The following is a 20,947-nucleotide window of genomic DNA, read 5'->3' on the forward strand; positions in this document are numbered from 1 at the left end:
TCAAGTGAAACTTGAACAACAGACCAAGGTCAAGTGGCTCATCATCGCTCTTGGAATCGCCTCTTTTGCGGGGCAGATCTCTGCGGATCATTCCAAAAGCCGCCATGGAGCGATTTGGTGGGAAACGTCCCAAGGTGAGGTATTGGAAAAGGGAGCCTTTGCTTTCACCGTCTCTCAGACCGAGCTGATCCGCCGTCTAGCGATCCGTCAGTCCGATTCGGGGTGGAGAGCCGTCCTCACGGATGGGATCAACTCTGTGAATGGCATCGACTCTCTAGAATTGCGTGATGATCGCTCCGGCTGGTGGATTCGCAGCGAGATTCACTACCCTACTCGCGAAGACAGCCTTCATGAGTTATTCCAGGCTGCCTATCGAAACCAGGAAGAGTCGGCTACGGTCACCATGCGAATGGGCGTCATCACAAGTAGCGGATTCGAGCAACTAGTAGACCTTCCGGCGACGGCCGACGTCGATGCTTGGGCCCAATACGCCGAGCAGCTCTGGGACCAAGAGCTCGCCACCGACCTGGCAACCGACGTACCGGAGTCGTTCCGAGAAGTCGTCTGGTTCCTCGATGCGGAAATGAAGGACTGGCAGCTAGGCATTTCCTCGGAGGACCGTATCGCGGATCAGCCGCGCGGCATCACGGATCTGCTGAAGATTCTGAGCGCAATCCTCTCTGCCGTGTTTCTCGACGGTCGAGAGCCTGAGATGGCGAACGGACCGCGCACCCTCAAAACCGGCAAGGCCTTGAAAGGGAGAATCGTCACCGATGCCGATCTCCTGGTGGCACTCCACCCATTCAGGACTTTGGATCCGAAGGAACCTCTCTCGGATTCAATGGACTAGAGCTTCATAGATCGAAAGGGCAGGACAGCTAGGTGCCGTAGAATCCCTCGCGAGCGGTTGTCGTTCCGAAGCCTTCATACGAGGGATGTTTCCATGCCCGAAATCCTTCCGCGCCAGCGGATCATCCAGATCGACGCCTTCACCAGCCGGCCTTTCCACGGAAATCCGGCGGCGGTGTGTCCGCTGGAAACGGAGCGCGACGACGCCTGGATGCAGCAGGTGGCGGCGGAGATGAACCTCGCCGAGACGGCCTTCCTGCGGCGGCTCGACGACGGCTCCTTCGACCTACGGTGGTTCACCCCCGCCGTCGAGGTGGACCTGTGCGGCCACGCCACCCTCGCCTCGGCCCACTGGCTGTTCGAGACCGGTCAACTCGCCGCATCGGACGGCGCCCGGTTCCACACCCGCAGCGGCCTGCTGACGGCGCGCCGAACGGCGGCGGGCGTTGAGCTGAACTTTCCCGCCACGCCCTGCCGGCCGGCGCGAAACCCGAACGCCATCGCCGACACCCTGGGCATCCCCTTGGTGGAAGTCGCCGAGTATGGCGCAGACGCCCTGGCGGTAGCCGAGGACGCCGCAACGGTGAGCTCCTTTCAGCCGAATCTCGCCGCCATCGCCACGCTGCCGGTGCGTGGCCTCACCCTCACCGCGCCGGGAGACGAGACCGAAGACCCACCCTGGGACTGCGTGTCGCGCTTTTTCGGCCCCCGGGTGGGAGTGCCGGAGGATCCGGTGACCGGCTCGGCCCACTGTGGACTCGCTCCGTACTGGAGCGAGCGCCTCGGGAAGAACCGCCTGCGCGCCTACCAGGCTTCGGAACGGGGCGGCGAGATCGCTCTGCGGGTGGAGGGCGAACGGGTGTTTCTCGAAGGGCAAGCGGTGACGGTGCTCGTCGGCGAGCTGTTGGCCTGATTGCCCATGGAGCAGGTGATCGTCGGCTTCCACCAAGACGAAGAGGATCACTGGGTGGCGGACCTCGCCTGCGGCCACGGCCAGCATGTACGCCACGATCCGCCCTGGATGCATCGCCCCTGGGTGATCACCGCCGAAGGCCGACGAAGATTCCTCGGCACCGTTCTCGACTGCAAGAAGTGTGATCGGGGCGAGCCCTGACCCACCCCTCATCACCTACCCGCATACACTGGCCCGCGTGAATTTTCACCGACTCCGCTGGGCGGCGATCCTCGCGCCCCTCGCCTTCCTCGCGCTTTTGGAGACCGCGCGCGCCTTGCTGGGCGCCTCCTTCGCCACCGTCGAAGGCCGCTGGCTGATGCGCGGCGCCGTCGGGGTGGGAGCGGTCATCTTCTACGGCGTGGTCTTCACCGTTCTCGGACGCCTCCAGGACCGCCTAACGCGTCAAAATCAGGAGCTGGAAGCACTCCGCCGCGCCGGCCTGGAAGTGACCTCCGAAATCTCCCTCGACAGCCTTCTGGAACGCATTGTCGAACAGGCGGCACAGTTGATCGGAACGCACTACGGAGCGCTCTCGGTGCTCGAGACGGACGGCTCCATCCGCTCCTTCGTCACCTTCGGGATCAGCCCCGAAGAAGCAAGGCAGATCGAACATCCGCCGCAGGGCAAGGGACTCCTCGGCATCGTCCTGCGGGGAGGCCAACGGCTGCGCATCAACAACCTGCGCGCCGACGACCGCTCCTTCGGTTTTCCGGCATATCACCCGCGAATGCACTCGCTTCTCGCCGTGCCGGTGGTCTGTCGCGGGCCGTACCGAGGAAACCTCTACCTATGCGACAAACTGGATGACAGCTTCTTCGACGAAGACGACGAGGAAACCCTCGACCGCTTTGCCATTCAGGCGGCGATTGCCGTGGACAACGCCTACTTCCACTCCCTCGCCGCCGCTTCGGCCATTTCCGAAGAGCGCCAACGCCTCGCCCGGGAGCTGCACGACGGCCAGGCTCAGGTTCTGGCCTTCGTCAACACCAAGGCCCAGGCGGTGAGCACGTTTCTTGCCGTCGGCAAGACGGACGACGCCCGGCGCCACCTCGATCAGCTCGCCGCCGCCGCGCGGGAGGTCCTGGCCGACGTCAGGGAAGGCATTCTGGGACTCCGCCACGGCGAGACCGGGCGCAGCTTTCACCACGCCCTCACCGACTTCGTGGATGCCTGGATGAGCACCACTTCCCTGGTCGTCGAAGCTCACATCGAGGAGATCCCGGAGTATTCGCCGAACGTCGAGCTCCAGGTGCTCCGCATCCTGCAAGAGGCCCTGGCCAACGTGCGCAAGCACGCCCACGCCGAGCGGGTCACCCTGCACCTCGAAAAGCACGGCTCCGGATTTCGATGCCGGGTGAACGACGACGGCCGGGGGTTCGATCCGGCGGCGGCATCACCGCCGCATCGCCGGCCACGTTTCGGCCTCGCCACGATGCGCGAACGGGCCCAGGCGATCGGCGCCGACCTGACCATCGACAGCCGCCCCGGTGAGGGTACCCGCGTCACCCTGGTCTATCATGAGGAACCGACGAACCCCGAGATGGATCCGCGCCTCCGCATCGCCGGTTCACCACGAGGAGAGACGCCGTGAAGATCTTGATCGCCGACGATCACACCTTGTTTCGCGATGGCCTGCGCAGCCTGCTCGAGGCGCGCGGCATAGAGGTGGTGGGGGAATCCTCCGACGGCGTCGAAACTCTCGAGGTCGCCGCTCGGGCGCGACCGGACATCGTGCTGATGGACCTGACCATGCCGAAGATGGACGGCTTCGAGGCCACGCGCCGATTGCGCGCCGAGCACCCGGAGATCAAGATCGTCGTGCTGACCGCTTCGACGGACGACGAGAGTCTGTTCGAGGCGATCAAGGCCGGCGCCGAAGGGTTCCTGCTCAAGGACCTCGAAGCGGACCACTTCTTCGACCTGCTGGCCGGCGTGGCACGCGGCGAACCGGCCCTCACCCCAGCCCTCGCTCGCAGGGTGCTGCAGGAAATGGCGCGGGACAAAGCAGAAGCGCCGCCGCAGGGTCCGGACCACCTCACCGCTCGTGAGTTCGAGGTGCTCGAAGCGATGGTCGAGGGCACCACCAGCAACCGCGCCCTCGCCGAAGCCTTGGGGATCAGCGAGAACACCATCAAGTTTCACGTCCGCAACATTTTGGACAAACTGCACCTCAAGAACCGCACCCAGGCCGTGGGCTACGCCCTCCGCCACGGCATCGTCGACCCCGACGTCCTTTAGCAGGGGGGCTGGGCGCCCCGCCCGCGGTCCGCCCCTCACCGCCAAGAAGTGCCATTCTTGGCGGTACACCCCCATCCTCGGCGGCTCTGCCGCCGCCTCGCCTTTCCGGCTCGGTTGCGATCTGCCTGGATAGCAGATCCCTCGGGCGCCCTGCCATATGGCTGGAGTTGGGTTGATTTCCACGGCGCGCCATCCCACCCCCACGGGTAGGCCCCAACCACCCCGTGGGTTGTTGGTGAACCTGCTCTCCGCCAACACAATGGCTGGAAACGAAAAAACTCTCATGAGCCAACCGGAGACATCGGACCCACCCGACAGCTCCAGCCGCCGGAGCCTCTTCAAGCGGCTGGGAGCGGTGCTGATCGGCGGCGGCCTGGTCGCCGCCTACGGCACCCTGGCGGCATTCTTCGCCCGCTTCCTCTTTCCCGCCCGGCCGGACCGGCGAGGCTGGCTCTTCGTGCGCCGGATCGACGAGTTCGAACCCGGCGAAGCCTTCACCTATCGCTTGCCGAACGGAGCGCCGGTCAGCATCTCCCAGCAGGGCGATGAACTCGTCGCCCTGTCGAGTACCTGCCCCCACCTCGGCTGCCAAGTCCACTGGGAGGCGCAGAACAACCGCTTTTTCTGCCCCTGCCACAACGGGGTGTTCCGGCCCGACGGCAAGGCCATCGCCGGACCTCCCGCCGACGCCGACCAGAGCCTCGACCGCTACCCCCTGGAGAACCGCAAGGGCCTCCTGTTCATCCGGGTGCCCCTCGACTCACTGGCCAGCAAAACCCTTTCGAGGCGGCGAGGTACCGCATGAGTCGCGCCGGCGACTGGCTGGCGGAGCGCTTTCCGGTATCGCCGGAACAGCTCCGCACGATGACCAACGAGCCGGTCCCGCTGCACCTGAAACGCTTCTGGTTCGCCCTCGGCGGCACCCCGGCCTATCTGTTCGTGGTGCAGGTCGTCACCGGCATCATCCTCGCCTTCTACTACCAGCCCACTCCCGCGACGGCCTACGAGTCGGTGCGCTACATCACCGAAGAAGCCGCCTTCGGCTGGTACGTGCGCGGACTGCACAAATGGGGCGCCACGCTGATGATCGCGGCGGTGATCCTGCACCAGATGCGGGTGTACTTCACCGGCGCCTACCGCAAGCCCCGGGAGCTCAACTGGATGGTCGGCATGACCTTGCTGATCGCCACCTTGATGCTCGGCTTCACCGGCTACAGCCTGGTCTACGAGCAACTCTCCTACTGGGGCGCCACGGTGGGCGCCAACATGGCCGCCGGCGTACCCCTGATCGGCAACCTTCTGCAGCAGATGCTGTTGGGCGGCGAGACCTACAACGAGCACACCCTGTCGCGCTTCTATGTGCTCCACGCGGCGGTGCTGCCGATGCTGATCGTGATCCTGGTGATGCTCCACATCGCCCTCATCCGCATGCACGGCATCGCGCCGCTCGAAGACTCGAACGCCAGCAAACCGGTCGAACAGAAGACCTTCGACTTCTTTCCGGACCATGTGATCACCGAGCTGATCGTCGGCCTCGGGCTGATGATCGTCCTGTCGGTGCTGGCGACGGTGATCCCGGCCTCCCTCGGTCCGCCGGCCAATCCGCTGGTGACCCCAGAGGTGATCAAGCCGGAGTGGTTCTTCTACGTCGCCTTCCGATGGCTCAAGTTGTTCTCGGGCACCTTCGCCCTGATGTCCATCGGATTCATCGTCTTCGTCATGTATGTGTGGCCGTGGATCGACGGCTGGTTTCGCCGCCGCACCCGCTTCACCGAGGCCAGCGTTTGGATCGGCATCGTGGCGGCCCTTGGCATCATCGCGCTGACCGTGTGGGAAGGGCTGGTCACCCACTAGCCCGAACAAGAGTTCGGGCTCACCCCGTCCTCGGCAGCCAAGCTGCCGCCGAGCCCTGCGGGACTCGGTCGTAGGCCGGCGAAGAGTTGCAACAAGGAGGTCGACGTCGTGGATCTACAACACAAGCGGGTGGTGCTCCTCGTCATGGCCCTGCTCTTTCTGCTCTCGCTGCTGCTGGTGCAGTGGCGCGAGGTGGGCCGGCGCAATGAGGAACTCGGCCTGGCCGAACCCCATTTCACGGTGCCGGCGGCGTCGCGCTCCTGCGTCGATTGCCACGGCAAGACCACGCCCGGCATCCTGGCCCACTGGTCCGGCAGCACCCACGCCGTGTCGGGGGTTTCCTGCTACGAGTGCCACAAGGCCGAACAGGGCGACGCGGACGGTTTCGACCACTACGGCAACTACATCGCGACGGTGGTCACGCCGCTCGACTGCGGACGCTGCCACGGCGACGTGGCCGAGGAGTTCCAGGGCAGCCACCACGCCGACGCCGGCAACATCCTGGCCTCCCTCGACAACTTCCTGGCCGAGACGGTGGAGGGCGGACCGCCGATGTTCAACCCCCACTCGCCGACGCCGGGCAAGGCCGTCGAATCGGTCAACGGCACCGCCAGCGCCTTCTCCGGCTGCCAGCAGTGCCACGGCAGCAAGGTCGCCTTCCAGGCCACCGACGGCGGGCGCGTCACCGTCGACGACCTGGCGCCGGACGCCGACGGCAAGCCCACCAACACCGTCGCCCTGGCCCGCATCCTCAAAGATCCGGACGGCAAGCCGAAGTTCGATCCCGGCACCTGGCCCAACACCGGCATCGGCCGTTTGAACCTCGACGGCTCCCGCGGCTCCTGCTCCGCCTGCCACAGCCGGCACGACTTCTCGCCGCGCCGCGCCCGCCAGCCGGAGAACTGCGGCAAGTGCCACCTGGGGCCGGATCACCCGCAGAAGGAGATCTTCGAAGAGTCGAAGCACGGCGTCGCCTACCGCGATCTGAAGGACCAGATGAACTTGGATGGCGATACCTGGGTGCTCGGCGAGGACTACTCCGAAGCTCCCACCTGCGCCACCTGCCATCTCTCCGGCCACTCGCGCAACGGCGGACGAGTGACCCATGATCCCGGCGAGCGCATTTCCTGGACCAACCGGCCGCCGGTCAGCCTGGTGCTCGACACGGACGCCGACGGCAAGGTGGTGACCGCCCTCGACCCGGCGGAGCGCCGGGCGCTCATTGCCGATACGGCGGAGGCCAAGCGCAACCGCATGAAGGCGGTGTGCTCGCACTGCCACACGCCGGACTACATCAACGCCTTCTACACCCAGTACGACGACCTGGTAATCCTCTACAACGAGAAATTCGCCAAGCCCGGCCAGGACATCATGGCGGCGCTCCTCGACAGCGGCCTGCGCACCCCCACCCAGTTCGACGAAGAGATCGAATGGACGTGGTTCTACCTGTGGCACCACGAGGGCCGCCGGGCGCGTCACGGCGCTTCGATGATGGCGCCGGACTACACCCACTGGCACGGCATGTACGAGGTCGCCGAGCGCTTCTACATGGAGCTGATCCCGCAGGCCCGGGAGATGGCCGAAGGCCCCGGCGGCGCGGCCGTCGACGCGGTGATCGGAGAGATCCTGGCGCGCCCGGAGCACGCCTGGTTCGAGGAGGGCGCCGAGGAGCAGATGCGGCAGATCCGCGAGGGCATGGAGGAGCGCTATGGCCACGACGCCGGCTGAGGAGCACCCGGTCTTCGATCCGGATGAAGACCTCGAAGCCGTCGTCGGCCACCCAAAGGGCACGCTGGTGATCGTCGGCATCTACGGCCTGCTCTTCGCCCTCGGCTGGGCGGCCCTCTACCTCTGGCAATTCCTGCCGCGGGGAGCACCGGGACCGTGAAGGTCGACTTCTACGAGCGGTTGTGGATCATCGGCGCGGCGGCGATGATCGCCGCCTTTCTGACCGCCATCGTATGGGGCGCCCGGATGCACGCGGTGCATCCACCGAGCCACATCGAAACCCTCGATCCGTTGACCGTCAACACCACCTCGGAGTTTGCCGCTCCGGGCGTCCACATCGACGACGACGGCTCGGTGGTGGTGACCGCCGTCGCCGAGATGTTTCGCTTTCGCCCGTCGGTGATCCGGGTGCCCGCCGGCAAGCCGGTACGCTTCCGCATGACCAGCCCGGACGTCCTCCACGGTTTCCAGGTGGTCGGCACCAACGCCAACGCCATGGTCGTGCCGGGCTACGTCAGTGAGTTCACCGTCACCTTTCCGCGGCCCGGCGAGTACCTGCTGCTGTGCAATGAGTACTGCGGCCTGGCCCACCACCAGATGGCCGGCCGGCTGATCGTCGAGGAGGCTGCGCCGTGACCGTTGCCCAGCCCGCAACCTCCGCCCTCTCTAACAGCGAGGGCCAGGCCGCCGCCTGGCAGCTCGATCGCCTCACCCTGTCGCACCTCGGCGTCTCCCTCGGCGCCTTCGCCCTCGGCGCGCTGATGGCGGTGATGCAGTCCCTGGCGCGGGCGGACCTGCCCGTCGTCTTCAACTCGCCGGCCCTCTACTACCTGTCCGTCACCGCCCACGGCGTGCTGATGGGGCTGGTCTTCACCACCTTCTTCATCATGGCCCTTGGGATCGCCTTTGTGCGCGCCTGCCTGGGTGAATGGGTGAACGAACGTCTCGGCTGGATCGGCTTCTGGACGGCCTCCCTCGGCACCTCTCTGACCGCCGGCGCCATCCTCTCCGGCACCTCGACCGTCCTCTACACCTTCTACCCACCGCTCCAGGCCCACCCGGCCTTCTACATCGGTGCCACCCTCTTGGTCATCGGTTCCTGGATCTGGTGCGCCGGGTTGATCCTCTCCGTCCGCCACTGGCAGAAAAGCCACCGTGGCGAGCCCCTGCCGCTGCCCGTTCACGGCCTCCTCGCCACGGTGATCGTGTGGCTGCTGGCCACCAGCGGCCTGGCCATCGAGGCCCTGGGGATGTTGATCCCCTGGTCCCTCGGCTGGGTGAAAACCATCGACCCGGTGCTCGCCCGCACCTACACCTGGTGGTTCGGCCACCCGCTCACCTACTTCTGGCTGCTGCCGGCCTACGTCATCTGGTACACGGTGCTGCCGAAGATCGCCGGCGGCCGCCTGTTCAGCGAACCGCTGACCCGCATGGTGTTCGTGCTCTTCGTGCTGTTTTCGACGCCGGTCGGGTTCCATCACCAGCTCTCGGATCCGGGCATCTCCGCCGACTGGAAGCTGATCCACACCTTCAGCACCTACGTCTCTTCCCCAGCCTGGTCACCGCCTTCACGGTGATCGCCTCACTTGAAACCGCCGGCCGCCTGAAAGGTGCCAGAGGAACCTTCGATTGGCTCAAGGAGCTGCCCTGGCGGGATCCGCTGCTGGTCAGCGTGATCCTCTCGATGGTCACCTTCGCCCTCGGCGGCTTCGGCGGCGCCATCAACGCCGCCTACGCCATGAACTCGATGGTCCACAACACCGCCTGGATCATGGGCCACTTCCACCTCACCGTCGGCACCGCCGTGGCCCTCACCTTCATGGGCGCCACCTACTGGCTGCTGCCCAAACTCACCGGGCGGTCCCTGGCCTTCCCGGGCTGGGCCGTGGCGCAGCCGTACCTGTGGTTCGTGGGGATGATGCTGTTTGGCGTCGTCAACCACATCACCGGCCTGATGGGCATGCCCCGCCGGGTGTTCAGCGCCGAGTACTTCGGTGCCGAACAGGCCATGCGCTGGCAAAGCTGGACCCTCGCCTCCGCCCTCGGCGGGGTGATCCTGTTCGTCAGCTCGTTGATCTTCCTGGTGGTCATCGGTGCGACCCTGCTCAAGAAGCAAGAGCGGCCGCCCCAGACGCCACAGTTCGCCCTCCCCCTGGCGCCGCCCCTGCGGCAGCGCGGCCTGTGGGACCGCTTCCTGCTGTGGAGCCTGGTGGCGGTGGTGCTGGTGGCCCTCGGCTATTTCCAGCCGATCACCCACCTCCTCGGCCTGGAACGCTTCGGCTCTCTCCCCTTCAAGCCCTACTGACGCCAGGCATCGGCGAACCTCTCTGTCCCGCTACCCTGTCCCGGTTTGCACTCACTTGGCGCGATCGTAGTGGAATTTGACGATTGTGCCACTTTCATTCGCTCACGGTCTTTGCGATCGTGTAACGCATGACGTCCTCCAATGCACTCCCCGTCAGGCCTTCTCTAGCCGCCGTCCTCACGGCCTTCGCCCTGATTTACATCATCTGGGGATCGACCTATCTGGCGATCCGCTTCGCCGTCGAGACCATCCCGCCGTTCACCATGGCGGGAGTGCGGTTCCTCTTCGCCGGCGCCATCCTCTACGCTTGGTCCGCCTGGCGGGGAGCCGGCCGGCCGACCCGCACGCACTGGCGCTCGGCGGCAGTCATCGGTACCCTGCTGCTGGTGACCGGCAACGGCTTGGTGAGCTGGGCCGAGCAGTATGTCGCTTCGGGAGTGGCGGCCCTCATCGTCGCCACGGTTCCAATGTGGATGGTTCTGCTCGAAAGCCTGCGTCCCGGCGGCTCCCGGCCCAGCATCGCCGTCATCTTCGGTCTGATCCTCGGCATGGTGGGTATCGTCATCCTCATCAGCCCGGCGGAACTCGGCGGCGAACCGGTGCATGTACCCGGAGCGCTGGTGATCTGCTTCGCCGCCCTTTGTTGGGCGGTCGGTTCGATCTACTCGCGCGGTGCGCCGCAATCCAGTTCCACTCTGCAGAACGTCGGCATGCAAATGCTCACCGGAGGCGCCATCCTGGTCGTGGCGGGACTGGCTCTCGGAGAACGCACCGTGCTCGCCGAGATCTCGGCCCGCTCCATCTACTCCTTGATCTATCTGTCGCTGATCGGCGGCGTCGTCGGCTACACCGCCTATGTCTGGCTGCTCAAGGTGTCGACCCCGGCGAAGGTTTCGACCTACGCGTATATCAATCCGGTCGTCGCGGTCCTACTGGGCTGGGCGCTGGCGGGAGAGTCGATGGGCCTGCGCGTCCTCGCCGCCACCGCCACTGTCGTCTCCGCCGTGATTCTGATCGTGCGGAAAAAGAAGACCCGAAAGGCGGCCGCACCGCCGCCGAAGCTGGCAAGGAGCAACGTGTGAAACCCGTGACTCAGGAACCCCGCGCGCCGTGGGTCCGCTGATCGCAGCCGCCATCTACGACGGCCTCCCCGGCTTCGAGTACAGCATCGCCTGGGAGGTGCTCGGTCGGGATCGCCGGGACATCGTCGACGACTGGTACGAGTTCCTGCCCTGCCGGGTGGAGGACGGTCCGCTCCACTCACAGCACGGCATGCAGTTCGAGCCCGCCGGCAGCCTCGCCGACCTCGCCCGAGCCCACACCGTTCTCATCCCCGGCTGGCGGGGCGCCGTCGAACGGCCGCCGGAGCCCTTCCTCGAAGCCATCCGCGACGCGCATGCGCAGGGAGTCCGCCTGGTCACCATCTGCACCGGCGTCTTCGTACCGGCTCATGCCGGCCTGCTCGACGGGCGCACCGCCACCACCCACTGGATGCACGTCGAAGCCCTGCGCACCGCCTTTCCGCGCATCGAGGTCCAGGACGATGCGCTGTATGTCAAGGACACCGCCGGCCCCGGCCCCATCTACACCTCCGCCGGCAGCGCCGCCGGCCTCGACCTGTGCTTCGCCCTGGTGCGGGAAGACTTCGGCCTCACCGTCTCCAACGCCATCGCTCGCCGCGTCGTCGCCCCGGTCCACCGCGACGGCGGCCAGTCGCAGTACGCCGACTGCCCGGCGGGCGTCTGCGGCGACCAGAGCTTCGGCCCGGTGCTCGACTGGATGATCGCCCACCTCGATCAAGACTTCGCGATGCACCAGATCGCCCGGCGCTTCGGCTACTCGCTCCGCACCTTCCAGCGACGCTTCAAAGAGATCACCTCCCTCTCCCCCCACCAGTGGCTCGTCCGCCAACGCCTCGGCCGCGCCCGCGAACTCCTCGAATCCTCCGACGAGAGCGTCGAACGCATCGCCACCGAATCCGGCCTCGGCTCCGCGGCCAACCTCAGGAAGCACCTGGCGCGGCATCTTGGGACGACGCCGCGGGCGTACCGGTCGGCCTTTCGGGCCGGGAACTAGATCGCCCAAAGAGTCAGAGTACGCACGCAGACGCAAGCCGCCGTTGTCGGTGCGATCGCCTCGCCGCGCGCGATTCCGATAAGCTTCCGAGGTGCAGCGGAGCATCCTCGAAACACTGACCAATCTCGCCGAAGCGAAGGTGCGATTTCTCGTGGTAGGCGGCGTGGCGGTGGTGATGCACGGCTACTTGCGCACCACTCTGGATCTGGACCTGGTAGTCCAGCTTGAAGAGAAGAATCTTCGACGTGCCTTGGAGGTCCTCAGCAACATGGGTATGCAGCCCCGGCCTCCCGTGCCGCTGCTGTCATTCGCTGACCCAACCCAACGCCGCCAGTGGGTGCACGAGAAGAACATGAAGGTCTTCTCTCTATGGCACCCCCAAAAGTCTGCACTCGAAGTAGATCTATTCGTCGAGGAACCGTTCGACTTCGACTCGGTCTACGCGCGTTCAGCTCCCGTACCGCTGGAAGCCGGCGGTACGCCGATTCGATTGATCGGCGTGCGCGACCTGATCGCCATGAAGCAGGCCGTCGGCCGGCACCGCGACCTCGACGACATCGAGGCCCTCGAAGCCTTGCAAGCAGAATCGAACGAGCCCGAACCATGACTGAGCCGCGCGAGAACGACTATTCCTTTGCCGGCACCCGCCAGCGCCAGTTGCGGCTGGGCCTCGAACTGACACCGGTCGAGCGGCTCCGATGGCTGGAGGAGCGAGTGGCTGAGATGCTCGCTTTGCAGGACTGGGCGGCACAGGCTCGCGAACGTTCAGTGGAGCCCGAAGGTTCCGGATCGGCAAATCTTCAAGCCAAGATAAAGGATCTGTAGGGGCCGCTCGCGAGCGGCCCAGCGGTGATTGGAACGCGACCCGAGAGCAGCTCCGCGTCTACCAAACGCAGGCCCCTTGCTCCTGAGTGCCTTCCGCCGTTCATGCACGTCTGATCTACCTGGGCGCGGACTCCTCCGTCTTGCGGCAGTGGATCGAAGAGGTCGAGGATCAACGCGCCGTCGCGGCCCCCAGCCGGGCACGCCGGGAGGAGATGGTAGCGATGCTCCGCGCCGGCAAGGCGCACTGCGAGCCGCGTCCGCCGGCGCGGGTGCTGGCGGCGCTGGCGGATATCGGGCTGTTTCGACACGGCGGCGTGCTGCTGGGCACCGTCGCCTTCGCCAACTATGAGAACGCTCTGGGCGTCCGGTTTCCCGGAGCGATGGCGCGAACGCAGGATGTGCACATCGGTTCCGAACCGTCCCTCGCCATCGCCCTCGATCCGGAGCAGACCCAGCAGAGCGTCGAAGCTCGGCCGAAGGAAGTGGACGAAAGTTCTTCGCGGTGCCCAGCCTCAACCACGAGGAGCCTTCGACGTCCTTCGCCGTGCGGGGGCGCGATCTGCGGGTGGATTTTCTGACCCCCGAGACCTCCAGCCGGCGCAAGCCGGTGAAGATCCGACCCTTCGGGGTGTGGGCGCAGCCGCTCAAGTATCTCGACTACTTGCTGGACGAAAGGATTCGAGGAGCCGATTGCCCGGCCGCTCACTGCCGCAACCGGCGAGCCGCCCCCCGGTCCATCACCTTCAACGCCGCCCGCAGCAGATCGCGCTCCGTGGCGATGCCGATGAGTCGGTCGTTTTCGACCACCAGGAGGCAGCCGGTGAGGGAGCCGAGGACGCGGCGGATGGCGTCGCCCAGGGGTAGGTCCGGGGGCACTTTGAGGGGGTCGCGGTCCATCACCTCCTCGACCGCTTCGCTGCCTTCGCCGCCGCGACGCTCCTGGAGAAGCAGCAGGGCGCGGTGGGAGAGGAGACCCACCAACCGGCCGTCGGAACTCTCCACCGGCACGTGGCGGAAGTGTTTCCAGGTCATCAGCGCGGCGGCGAGGTCGACCACGTCTTCCGGCCGCACGGTGAAGACGTCGCGGGTCATGACGTCCGCTACGCAGTAGGCGCTCTTTTGCTCCGGCGGCGCCGGCCAGCGGTGGACCGGCTCGCCGGATTCCTGGTGCCGGTGGAGGACGCGGCAGATGGCGAGGGTGGGCACCGAGGGCCGGGAGTAGGCCTCGTGCAGCCAGCGAGCGCCGTTGCGATCGGCCTGGACGCGCTCTTCCAGGGTGCCGAGGTAGCGATCGATGTCTTCCCTCGGCACCGAGAGGTCGGCGAGGCCTTGGGAGGCCAGGGGAATCAACTCTTCGAGCAGGAGATCGCGGGCCCGCACCCGCCGCTCGTCGAACCACGCGAACTCGGCGCCCAGCCCGTCCCGCGCCGCCCGCACGAAGTTACCGTGCGCCTTGTCGAAGGGCAGCCGCTCGGGAATGGAGTGGGCATCGGGGGCCATGGCGTGCATCAGGCCGTAGAACAGGGCGGCGTTGGCCATCTCGTCGAGCACCGTGGGGCCGGCCGGCAGCACGCGGTTTTCGATGCGCACGTGGGCGACGCCTTCGGCCACGCCGTAGCAGACCCGGTTCCAGCGCCACACGGTGCCGCCGTGCAGGTTGAGGGCGGCGAGGGTGGGCGGACCTTCGCCGGGCGGCTCGACGTCGTCGACCAGGACGATCGGGAAGCGCGCGACGGAGTCGCGGAAGAGCTCTACCGGATCCTGCAGCCAGTCGCTGCCGAAGGTCACCCGCGGGTGTTTGCCGCGCATGCGCTCGGCCTCGGAGCGGGCGTCGACGGAGCGCTCGAAGAGGGCGACCCGGGTCTCGTGCCACAGCCGCTGCCCGAAGACCACCGGCGAGTTGGCGGCCGCCGCCACCATCGGCGCGGAGACGAGTTGGGCCAGGTTGTAGAGGGCCGGCAGGTTGTCGATATCGCTCTGGAGGTGGAGCTGGAGGCTGGTGTTGGCCGACTCGAACATGACGTTGTCGGGCTTCAACTCCAGCAGATCTTTGCCGCGGATGAACACCGAGAAGGCCTCGCCGCGCAGCTTGACCAGCGCGTCGTTGAGCTGCCGGTAGCGCGGCTTCGGGGTCATGTTGTGGAGGCCTAGATCCTCGATCCGCAGGCTGGGGAGAATGCCCGTCAAGAGGGGATCGGCATCCACCGCCGAGGCCGCCCGGGAGACCTTGTCCATCACCTCGTCGAGTTCCGTTTCGATCGAGCGCAGAAAACTCCCGCCGAGGAGCCGCGGGGGCAGATTGGCCTCCAGGTTGAAGAGGGCGAGCTCGGTAGTGAGGCGATCGTCGGAGGCCTGTTCGAGAACCTCTAGCGCCTTGGGCGCCGGCCGACCGTCGGCGCCGATCAGGAACATCTCCTGCTCCAAGCCCACCCGCTGGATACCCGACTCGATGCCGCCGGCGGCGATCCATTCCTCGAGGGCGCGCACCTCCTCCAGCATCGCCCGGGTAAAGGCTCGGACCCGCTGGTCGTCGATCTGTTCACTGACTTCATGCCGCCCCATACCGGCTCCTTCACGGTCGGTCTCTTCGTCCCGATGGTGTGCCGCTCGCCTCGGTGAGGCTCCCGGGAGCTGAATCAGATCATGGCACTCCGAGCATGAAGGGGGGCAAGTCGCCGGATCGACACCCTTTCGGATGGGTTACCGAGCCACCCGAAGGGGTAGGTTGAAGGCCGGGCATCGAGAAGCGAGCGGCACGTCACCCCAAAGAAAAACCGGAAGCCCCGTGGGGGACTCCCGGTCGCGACCTACGGACTGGAACCTACCGGCGAGTTCAGTTCGCGCGGTGGCGGATCCAGTACTTCATCAGCGGCAGCGAACAACCATAGCGGCGCTGGATGCGCTCGAACCACGCCGGCAGGTTGACGCTCTCGATGATCTGCTCGCAAGAGCAGCCGGCGGTGTCCGCCAGGGTGAACGGGTGCCATGGGCTCGGACCCACGCCGTGCCCCGGACGGTAGGTGTCGAAGGTGCCGTCGGCGTCCACCAGGGCGAAGCGCCAGGGCAGCAGGAAGCGCGTCGGCACATCCTCCGGCACCACCGTGTCGGCGCACAGGTCGTCGGCGTCGTCAATACCGTCGAAGTCGCTGTCGGAACTCGCCATCACGTACAGCACGAAGCCGTCGTGATCGGACGAGCGCAGCGCCGTCAGCGGGTCGTCGATCAGGATCCGAGCCGCATCGGAGTTGCCGCGGCCGTACTCCATGCCGGTGACCAAGGCGGCCAGGGCTTGGGAGGTCAAGGCGTGGTCGAGGGCCTGGGCGGTACCCCGGAAGTTGAAGGAGTAGCGGTCGTCCGCCGGCACCGTGAAGGTCTCCTTCACCAGATCCGGGTTGACCAGATCCGGCCCGGAGCGCTCGTTGTCCGCCGGGTTGAAGTCGCCGGCCATCTGGCCGGTGACATCTACATAGCCGTCGGTGAACTCGAAGGCGTTGAAGTCGCCGACCACCGCCAGGTGGATGTTCGGATCCACCGTCTGGAGATCCTGCACCAACTGGGCGACGAACTGCGCCTGCTCCAGGCGCTTCTGGCGCACCCGGTTGCCGTTCGAGCCGGTGTCGTCGATACCGCCCAGGGAGCGGCCGTGGAGACCCAGCACGGCGATCGGGAAGGCTCCGCCGCCACCGATGTAGTCACCTTCCAGGAGGAGCGGCGGCCGGTCGTTCAAGAGCGAGCCATCGACGGAGAGGATCTCCGCGGCGCCGAACTGGGTAACGGCGTTCACCACCACCGTGTCGCGCACCAGGAAGCCGACGTCGATGCCGCCAACGTCGTTGCCCTCGACCAGGTAGGCCGAGTAGGAGACCGCCGGGTCCGCCGCCAGGATGTTGGCGGCGAGATCCTCCAGCACTCCGAGCTTCTCGACTTCCTGCGCCGCCAGGATGTCCGGCGAGTCGAGGACGTCGACGATGTAGAGGGACAACTTGTCGAGGCGGCGCTGGTAGTCGGCGGTAGAGGCCACCGCGCCGTCGTCCTCGCTGCCCGGATCGTCCACGTCGTCGAAGAGGCGGAACATGTTCAAGGAGCCGATGGTCATCTCGCCGGCCTGGCGCGGCGACACCGCCCGCGGGATCACCGCCTCGGTGACGGTGAGAGACGTCGGCCAGATCTCGTAGCCGCCGAACTCGAAGCCCAGGACGCCGACGGCGTCGAAGGTGGAGCCGGCGGGAATCGCCGCGTTGGGCAAACCCAGGCGGTCCGGATCGAGTTCGAAGACCTCCGGATTGCCGTCCCACACGGGCAGCCCCGGTAGCCCCGGGAACTCGATGCCCGGCTCGCGGAAGGCCCGGTTCGGACCGGCCACGATGTGGACCTCGGCCAGCGGATCCGGACCGAAGCTCTGGTTGGGGCCGCTCACCCGGCCGCCGGTGACGGACACCAGCATGCCTTCGAACCGCTCCAGTTCGGTGACCGGCACCGGCGGCGTGGGCGACGGGGTCGTACCGTCGAGCACCGAAATCGCCGGCAGCGGATCGCCGGCAGCGGTGACGGTGACGGACGGGGCGGTGATCTCGGTGAAGTCGAAGAACTCGGTCACCTCACCGGTGACATCCACCCGATCGCCCACCACCACCGTCGGCGGCGCCGAAGTGAAGACGAAGATGCCGTTCGAGGTCTCCGGATCGGCATCCGCCCGGGCGTCCGGCGTCTGGATGAAGAAGCCGTCGGCGGCCAGCGCCGTCACCACGTTGTCGACGGTGGTGACCGTCTGGCCGGCAAACGGCGTCGCCAGGCCATTGCCCTGGAGCTCGAAGATTTCGAGCACCTGCGGCGGCACGTTGGAGGCGCCCGGGGTTGGGGCCTGGGCCACGTAGACGCTGGTATCGAAGGGCGCGCCGCCGTCCGGCACCCGCGAGTTGGACTCGCCGGTCTGGTTGCCGTTGGCGCCCTCGTTGACCTGCCCTTGGCCCGGCGTGAGTACGCCGAGAAGGCCGGCGTCGTCACCGTCGTTGGTGTCGTAGACCACCGCGTCCACCAGGTTGGCGGCGGTCACCGCCGTACCGTTCGGGAAGTCCGTCGCATCGCCCTCGTAGACGGCCACCGCGTCGGCGCCGTTCTGCAGGCCGTTGCTCGGGAACACCAAGCTGACGTTCGGCACCGCGGCGTTGCCGAGCACGAAGAAGCCGGCCGGATCCGTCGAGAATCCATCCAGATCGAAGGCGTTGTAGGAGGTGTCGCTCGAACCGTTGTAGAGCACCACCACCAGGCCATCCAGCGGAGCGTTCGGCGGGCCGATCAGCTCGATGAACTCCTCGACGTCCGTCGACACCGTGTCGGCGTCCACCTCGTTGATCACCACCGCCGTCGGGCCAGGCACGTTGGACTCGCCCGGCGTTGGCGCCTGCTGCACGTAAGCGCCGGAGTCGAAGGGCGCTCCGCCGTCCGGAAGGCGCGAGTTGGAGTCGCCGGTCTGGTTGCCGTTGCCGCCCTCGTCCACCTGCGGCTGGCCCGGGGTCAGCGCCGCCAGCAGGCCGGCGTCGTCCGGATCGCCGGTGCCGTAGACCACCGCGTCCACCAGGTTGGTGGGAGTAGCGGCGGTGCCGTTCGGGAAGTCCGCCGCATCACCGGCGTAGACCGCCACCGCGTCGGCACCGTTCTGCAGGCCGTTGCTGCCGAAGGTGATCGAGACATTCGGCACGCCGGGGTTTCCGAGCACGAAGAAACCGTCGGCACTGGTCGAAAAACCGTCGAGGTCGTAGGCCGCGTAGCTGGTGTCGCTCGAACCATTGAAGAACACCACCACCAAGCCGTCCAAGGCGGTGTTGCCGGCGCCGAAGAGCTCCACGAACTCACCCATGTCGGTGCCGGACTGATCGGCGTCCAGCTCGTTGATCACCACGTTCGGCGCGACCACCGGGCTATTGGTGGAGCCCGGCGTCGGCGCCTGCTGCACGTAGGTCGAGGTGTCGAGGGGCGCACCGCCATCGGGCACTCGCGAGTTGGAGTGGCCGTCCTTGTCGCCGGCGCCGCCTTCGTTGACCTGCGCCTGGCCGGGCGTGAGCACCGAGAGCAAGCCGGCGTCATCGGCGTCGCTGGTGTCGTAAACCAGGGCGTCCACCAGATTGGAGGCGGTCACTGGCGTGCCGTTCGGGAAGTCCGCCGCATCGCCCTCGTACACGGCCACCGCGTCGGCGCCGTTCTGCAAACCGTTGTTCGGGAAGACGATCGAAGCGCTCGCTACAGCGGCGTTGCCCAGCACGAAGAAACCGCCGGCGTCGGTGGTGAAGCCGTCCAGGTCGAAGGCATTGTAGGAGGTGTCGCTCGAGCCGTTGTAGAACACCACCACCAGGCCGTCGAGCATGGTGTTGGCCGGTCCGAGAAGCTCGACGAACTCCTCGGTATCCGTCGAGGCGGTGTCGGAATCGACCTCGTTGATCACCACCGCCGGCGGGCCGGGGATGTTCGACACGCCGGGGGTCGGCGGCTGCTGCACGAAGGTGGAGGTGTCGAGAGCGGTGCCGCCGTCGGGCAGCCGCGAGCTGGAGTGGCCGTCCTTGTCGCCGCCGCCGGCTTCGTTGACCTGCGCCTGCCCCGGGGTGAGCACCGAGAGCAGGCCGACATCGTCGGAATCGTCCGTGTCGTAGACCACCGCGTCCACCAGGTTGGTGGCGGTCACCGGCGTGCCGTTGGGGAAGTCCGTCGCGTCGCCGGTGTAGATCGCCACCGCGTCGGCGCCGTTCTGCAAACCGTTGCTGCCGAAAACGATGGATACGTTCGCCACGGCGGCGTTGCCGAGGACGAAGAAGCCATCGCCGTCGAGGGTGAAACCGTCGAGGTCGTAGGCAGCGTAGGACTGATCGTTCGAACCGTTGTAGAAGACGACCACGTAGCCGTCGAGCACGGCGTTCGGGGAGCCGAACAGTTCCACGAACTCCACGGTGTCCACCCCGGCGGTGTCGGCATCCACCTCGTTGATGATCGGCTGCGCCGCGGCCACCAGCGGCAGCACCAGCGCAAGAGCGAAGACCGCGGCCCACCGGCCGGCGGTGCGATTCAGAATCCTTGGCAACATGAGCAAGAGTCCTCCAGAGGGGTTTCCGGATCGAACGGGATCACGACGATGTCGGGTGGCGACCACCCGAGACAGCAGTGTGCACGTCGCGCCTCGAAAATAGGGTCAAAATCCGGTCACCGGTATGTAACGATAGGCGCCGGACGAGGGGTCCACGGAGGGATCCGAAGCCGGCGATACGAGTTACTTCAATTGGCTTCAGAGCGTATCACCACGAACAGATATAAGTACGTGTGAAATCCATGCGACGAATCGACAAAGCAGAGCGCATTCGCCAGATTCTCGATGACCTCTACCCGGAGGTCCCGATTCCTCTCGATCATGTGGACGCCTACACCCTCCTGATCGCCGTCCTCCTGTCGGCCCAAACCACCGACAAGAAGGTCAACGAGGTAACCCCGGATCTGTTCGCTCGGGCGGCGACGCCGGAGGCGATGGCGCGGGTGGCGGTGGAAGAGATTCACCACCTCATCCGCCAGATCGGCCTGGCGAATCAAAAGGCCAAGAGCATCCGGCGGCTGAGCGAGATTCTGGTGGCAGAGCACGGTGGCGAGGTGCCGCAGTCCTTCGAGGCCCTCGAAGCGCTACCGGGGGTGGGCCACAAGACCGCCTCGGTGGTCATGGCTCAGGCCTTCGGCGTTCCCGCCTTCCCGGTGGATACCCACATCCACCGCCTGGCCGCCCGCTGGGGCCTCTCCAACGGCAAGAACGTCGTCCAAACGGAAATCGACTTGAAAAAGGTCTTTCCGCGAGAGAGCTGGAACAAGCTCCACCTGCAGATCATCTACTTCGGCCGGGAGTACTGCCCGGCGCGCTTCCACGATCTCGCCGAGTGCGCTATCTGCGGTTGGGCGGCCACCAAGAAGCGCATCGCAGAGGAGCGCAAGGCCAACCCTCGGAAGCGCTAGGAGCCCGTGGTGAAATTCCCGCGGGTCGCGTTGGGAGCGCTTTGCCTCCGTCCGCAAGGCGTCGAAGCGCAGGCGATGCGGTGCCATCGTTGAGCTTCGGCAACGCAGCGGCCGGTGGCAAACCGCCCCAACCCGAA

The 20,947-nt window shown here is 66.4% G+C and carries 19 protein-coding genes and 1 pseudogene; 18 read left to right on the top strand and 2 right to left on the bottom strand.

Features of this window, described 5'->3' with window-relative positions:
• Window positions 1-4 precede the first annotated feature (4 nt).
• From AAF481_18365 to AAF481_18445, 17 genes and pseudogenes are all read left to right on the top strand, one after another.
• Window positions 5-850, top strand: a complete 846-nt coding sequence (locus tag AAF481_18365; GenBank protein ID MEM7483134.1) for a hypothetical protein — start codon at window positions 5-7, stop codon at window positions 848-850.
• 93 nt (window positions 851-943) lie between these two features.
• Complete coding sequence (locus AAF481_18370) at window positions 944-1,762, top strand: PhzF family phenazine biosynthesis protein (GenBank protein MEM7483135.1); 819 nt, start codon at window positions 944-946, stop codon at window positions 1,760-1,762.
• Between the two features lie 6 nt (window positions 1,763-1,768).
• Window positions 1,769-1,963: a DUF3565 domain-containing protein gene (locus AAF481_18375; protein ID MEM7483136.1), complete on the top strand. Its 195-nt coding sequence runs from the start codon at window positions 1,769-1,771 to the stop codon at window positions 1,961-1,963.
• Window positions 1,964-2,000: 37 nt separating this feature from the next.
• A complete protein-coding gene (locus AAF481_18380; protein MEM7483137.1) occupies window positions 2,001-3,395 on the top strand; it encodes a GAF domain-containing sensor histidine kinase in 1,395 nt (464 codons plus the stop codon).
• Window positions 3,392-4,042, top strand: a complete 651-nt coding sequence (locus AAF481_18385) for a response regulator transcription factor (GenBank protein MEM7483138.1) — start codon at window positions 3,392-3,394, stop codon at window positions 4,040-4,042. The genes AAF481_18380 and AAF481_18385 overlap by 4 nt, the downstream gene beginning before the upstream one ends.
• A gap of 283 nt (window positions 4,043-4,325) precedes the next feature.
• Entirely contained in the window at window positions 4,326-4,847 is a 522-nt protein-coding gene (locus AAF481_18390; GenBank protein MEM7483139.1) for a Rieske (2Fe-2S) protein, read from the top strand.
• Window positions 4,844-5,896: a cytochrome bc complex cytochrome b subunit gene (locus tag AAF481_18395; GenBank protein ID MEM7483140.1), complete on the top strand. Its 1,053-nt coding sequence runs from the start codon at window positions 4,844-4,846 to the stop codon at window positions 5,894-5,896. The genes AAF481_18390 and AAF481_18395 overlap by 4 nt, the downstream gene beginning before the upstream one ends.
• A 108-nt stretch (window positions 5,897-6,004) precedes the next feature.
• Window positions 6,005-7,624, top strand: a complete 1,620-nt coding sequence (locus tag AAF481_18400) for a multiheme c-type cytochrome (GenBank protein ID MEM7483141.1) — start codon at window positions 6,005-6,007, stop codon at window positions 7,622-7,624.
• Complete coding sequence (locus tag AAF481_18405; protein MEM7483142.1) at window positions 7,605-7,784, top strand: hypothetical protein; 180 nt, start codon at window positions 7,605-7,607, stop codon at window positions 7,782-7,784. The genes AAF481_18400 and AAF481_18405 overlap by 20 nt, the downstream gene beginning before the upstream one ends.
• Entirely contained in the window at window positions 7,781-8,260 is a 480-nt protein-coding gene (locus tag AAF481_18410; protein ID MEM7483143.1) for a cytochrome c oxidase subunit II, read from the top strand. The genes AAF481_18405 and AAF481_18410 overlap by 4 nt, the downstream gene beginning before the upstream one ends.
• Window positions 8,257-9,201, top strand: coding sequence for a cbb3-type cytochrome c oxidase subunit I (locus tag AAF481_18415; GenBank protein MEM7483144.1), 945 nt, complete (start codon window positions 8,257-8,259; stop codon window positions 9,199-9,201). The genes AAF481_18410 and AAF481_18415 overlap by 4 nt, the downstream gene beginning before the upstream one ends.
• Window positions 9,198-9,929 (top strand): cbb3-type cytochrome c oxidase subunit I, encoded by a 732-nt coding sequence (locus AAF481_18420; GenBank protein ID MEM7483145.1) that lies wholly within the window; start codon window positions 9,198-9,200, stop codon window positions 9,927-9,929. The genes AAF481_18415 and AAF481_18420 overlap by 4 nt, the downstream gene beginning before the upstream one ends.
• Window positions 9,930-10,057: 128 nt before the next feature.
• Entirely contained in the window at window positions 10,058-11,011 is a 954-nt protein-coding gene (locus tag AAF481_18425; GenBank protein ID MEM7483146.1) for an EamA family transporter, read from the top strand.
• A gap of 28 nt (window positions 11,012-11,039) precedes the next feature.
• Window positions 11,040-12,005, top strand: a complete 966-nt coding sequence (locus AAF481_18430) for a helix-turn-helix domain-containing protein (protein ID MEM7483147.1) — start codon at window positions 11,040-11,042, stop codon at window positions 12,003-12,005.
• Window positions 12,006-12,144: 139 nt separating this feature from the next.
• Window positions 12,145-12,612 (top strand): DUF6036 family nucleotidyltransferase, encoded by a 468-nt coding sequence (locus AAF481_18435; GenBank protein ID MEM7483148.1) that lies wholly within the window; start codon window positions 12,145-12,147, stop codon window positions 12,610-12,612.
• Complete coding sequence (locus tag AAF481_18440) at window positions 12,609-12,830, top strand: hypothetical protein (GenBank protein MEM7483149.1); 222 nt, start codon at window positions 12,609-12,611, stop codon at window positions 12,828-12,830. The genes AAF481_18435 and AAF481_18440 overlap by 4 nt, the downstream gene beginning before the upstream one ends.
• A gap of 221 nt (window positions 12,831-13,051) precedes the next feature.
• A pseudogene (locus AAF481_18445) lies at window positions 13,052-13,452 on the top strand (GSU2403 family nucleotidyltransferase fold protein).
• A gap of 80 nt (window positions 13,453-13,532) precedes the next feature.
• Here the strand turns inward: AAF481_18445 and AAF481_18450 are convergent.
• Complete coding sequence (locus AAF481_18450) at window positions 13,533-15,392, bottom strand: CBS domain-containing protein (GenBank protein MEM7483150.1); 1,860 nt, start codon at window positions 15,390-15,392, stop codon at window positions 13,533-13,535.
• Window positions 15,393-15,663: 271 nt separating this feature from the next.
• Complete coding sequence (locus AAF481_18455; protein ID MEM7483151.1) at window positions 15,664-19,902, bottom strand: hypothetical protein; 4,239 nt, start codon at window positions 19,900-19,902, stop codon at window positions 15,664-15,666.
• Between the two features lie 242 nt (window positions 19,903-20,144).
• Here AAF481_18455 and nth point away from each other — a divergent pair, with 242 nt between their 5' ends.
• Complete coding sequence (nth, locus tag AAF481_18460) at window positions 20,145-20,810, top strand: endonuclease III (protein MEM7483152.1); 666 nt, start codon at window positions 20,145-20,147, stop codon at window positions 20,808-20,810.
• Window positions 20,811-20,947 lie beyond the last annotated feature (137 nt).

This window comes from Acidobacteriota bacterium, from assembly GCA_039030395.1.
Taxonomy (GTDB): domain Bacteria; phylum Acidobacteriota; class Thermoanaerobaculia; order Multivoradales; family JBCCEF01; genus JBCCEF01.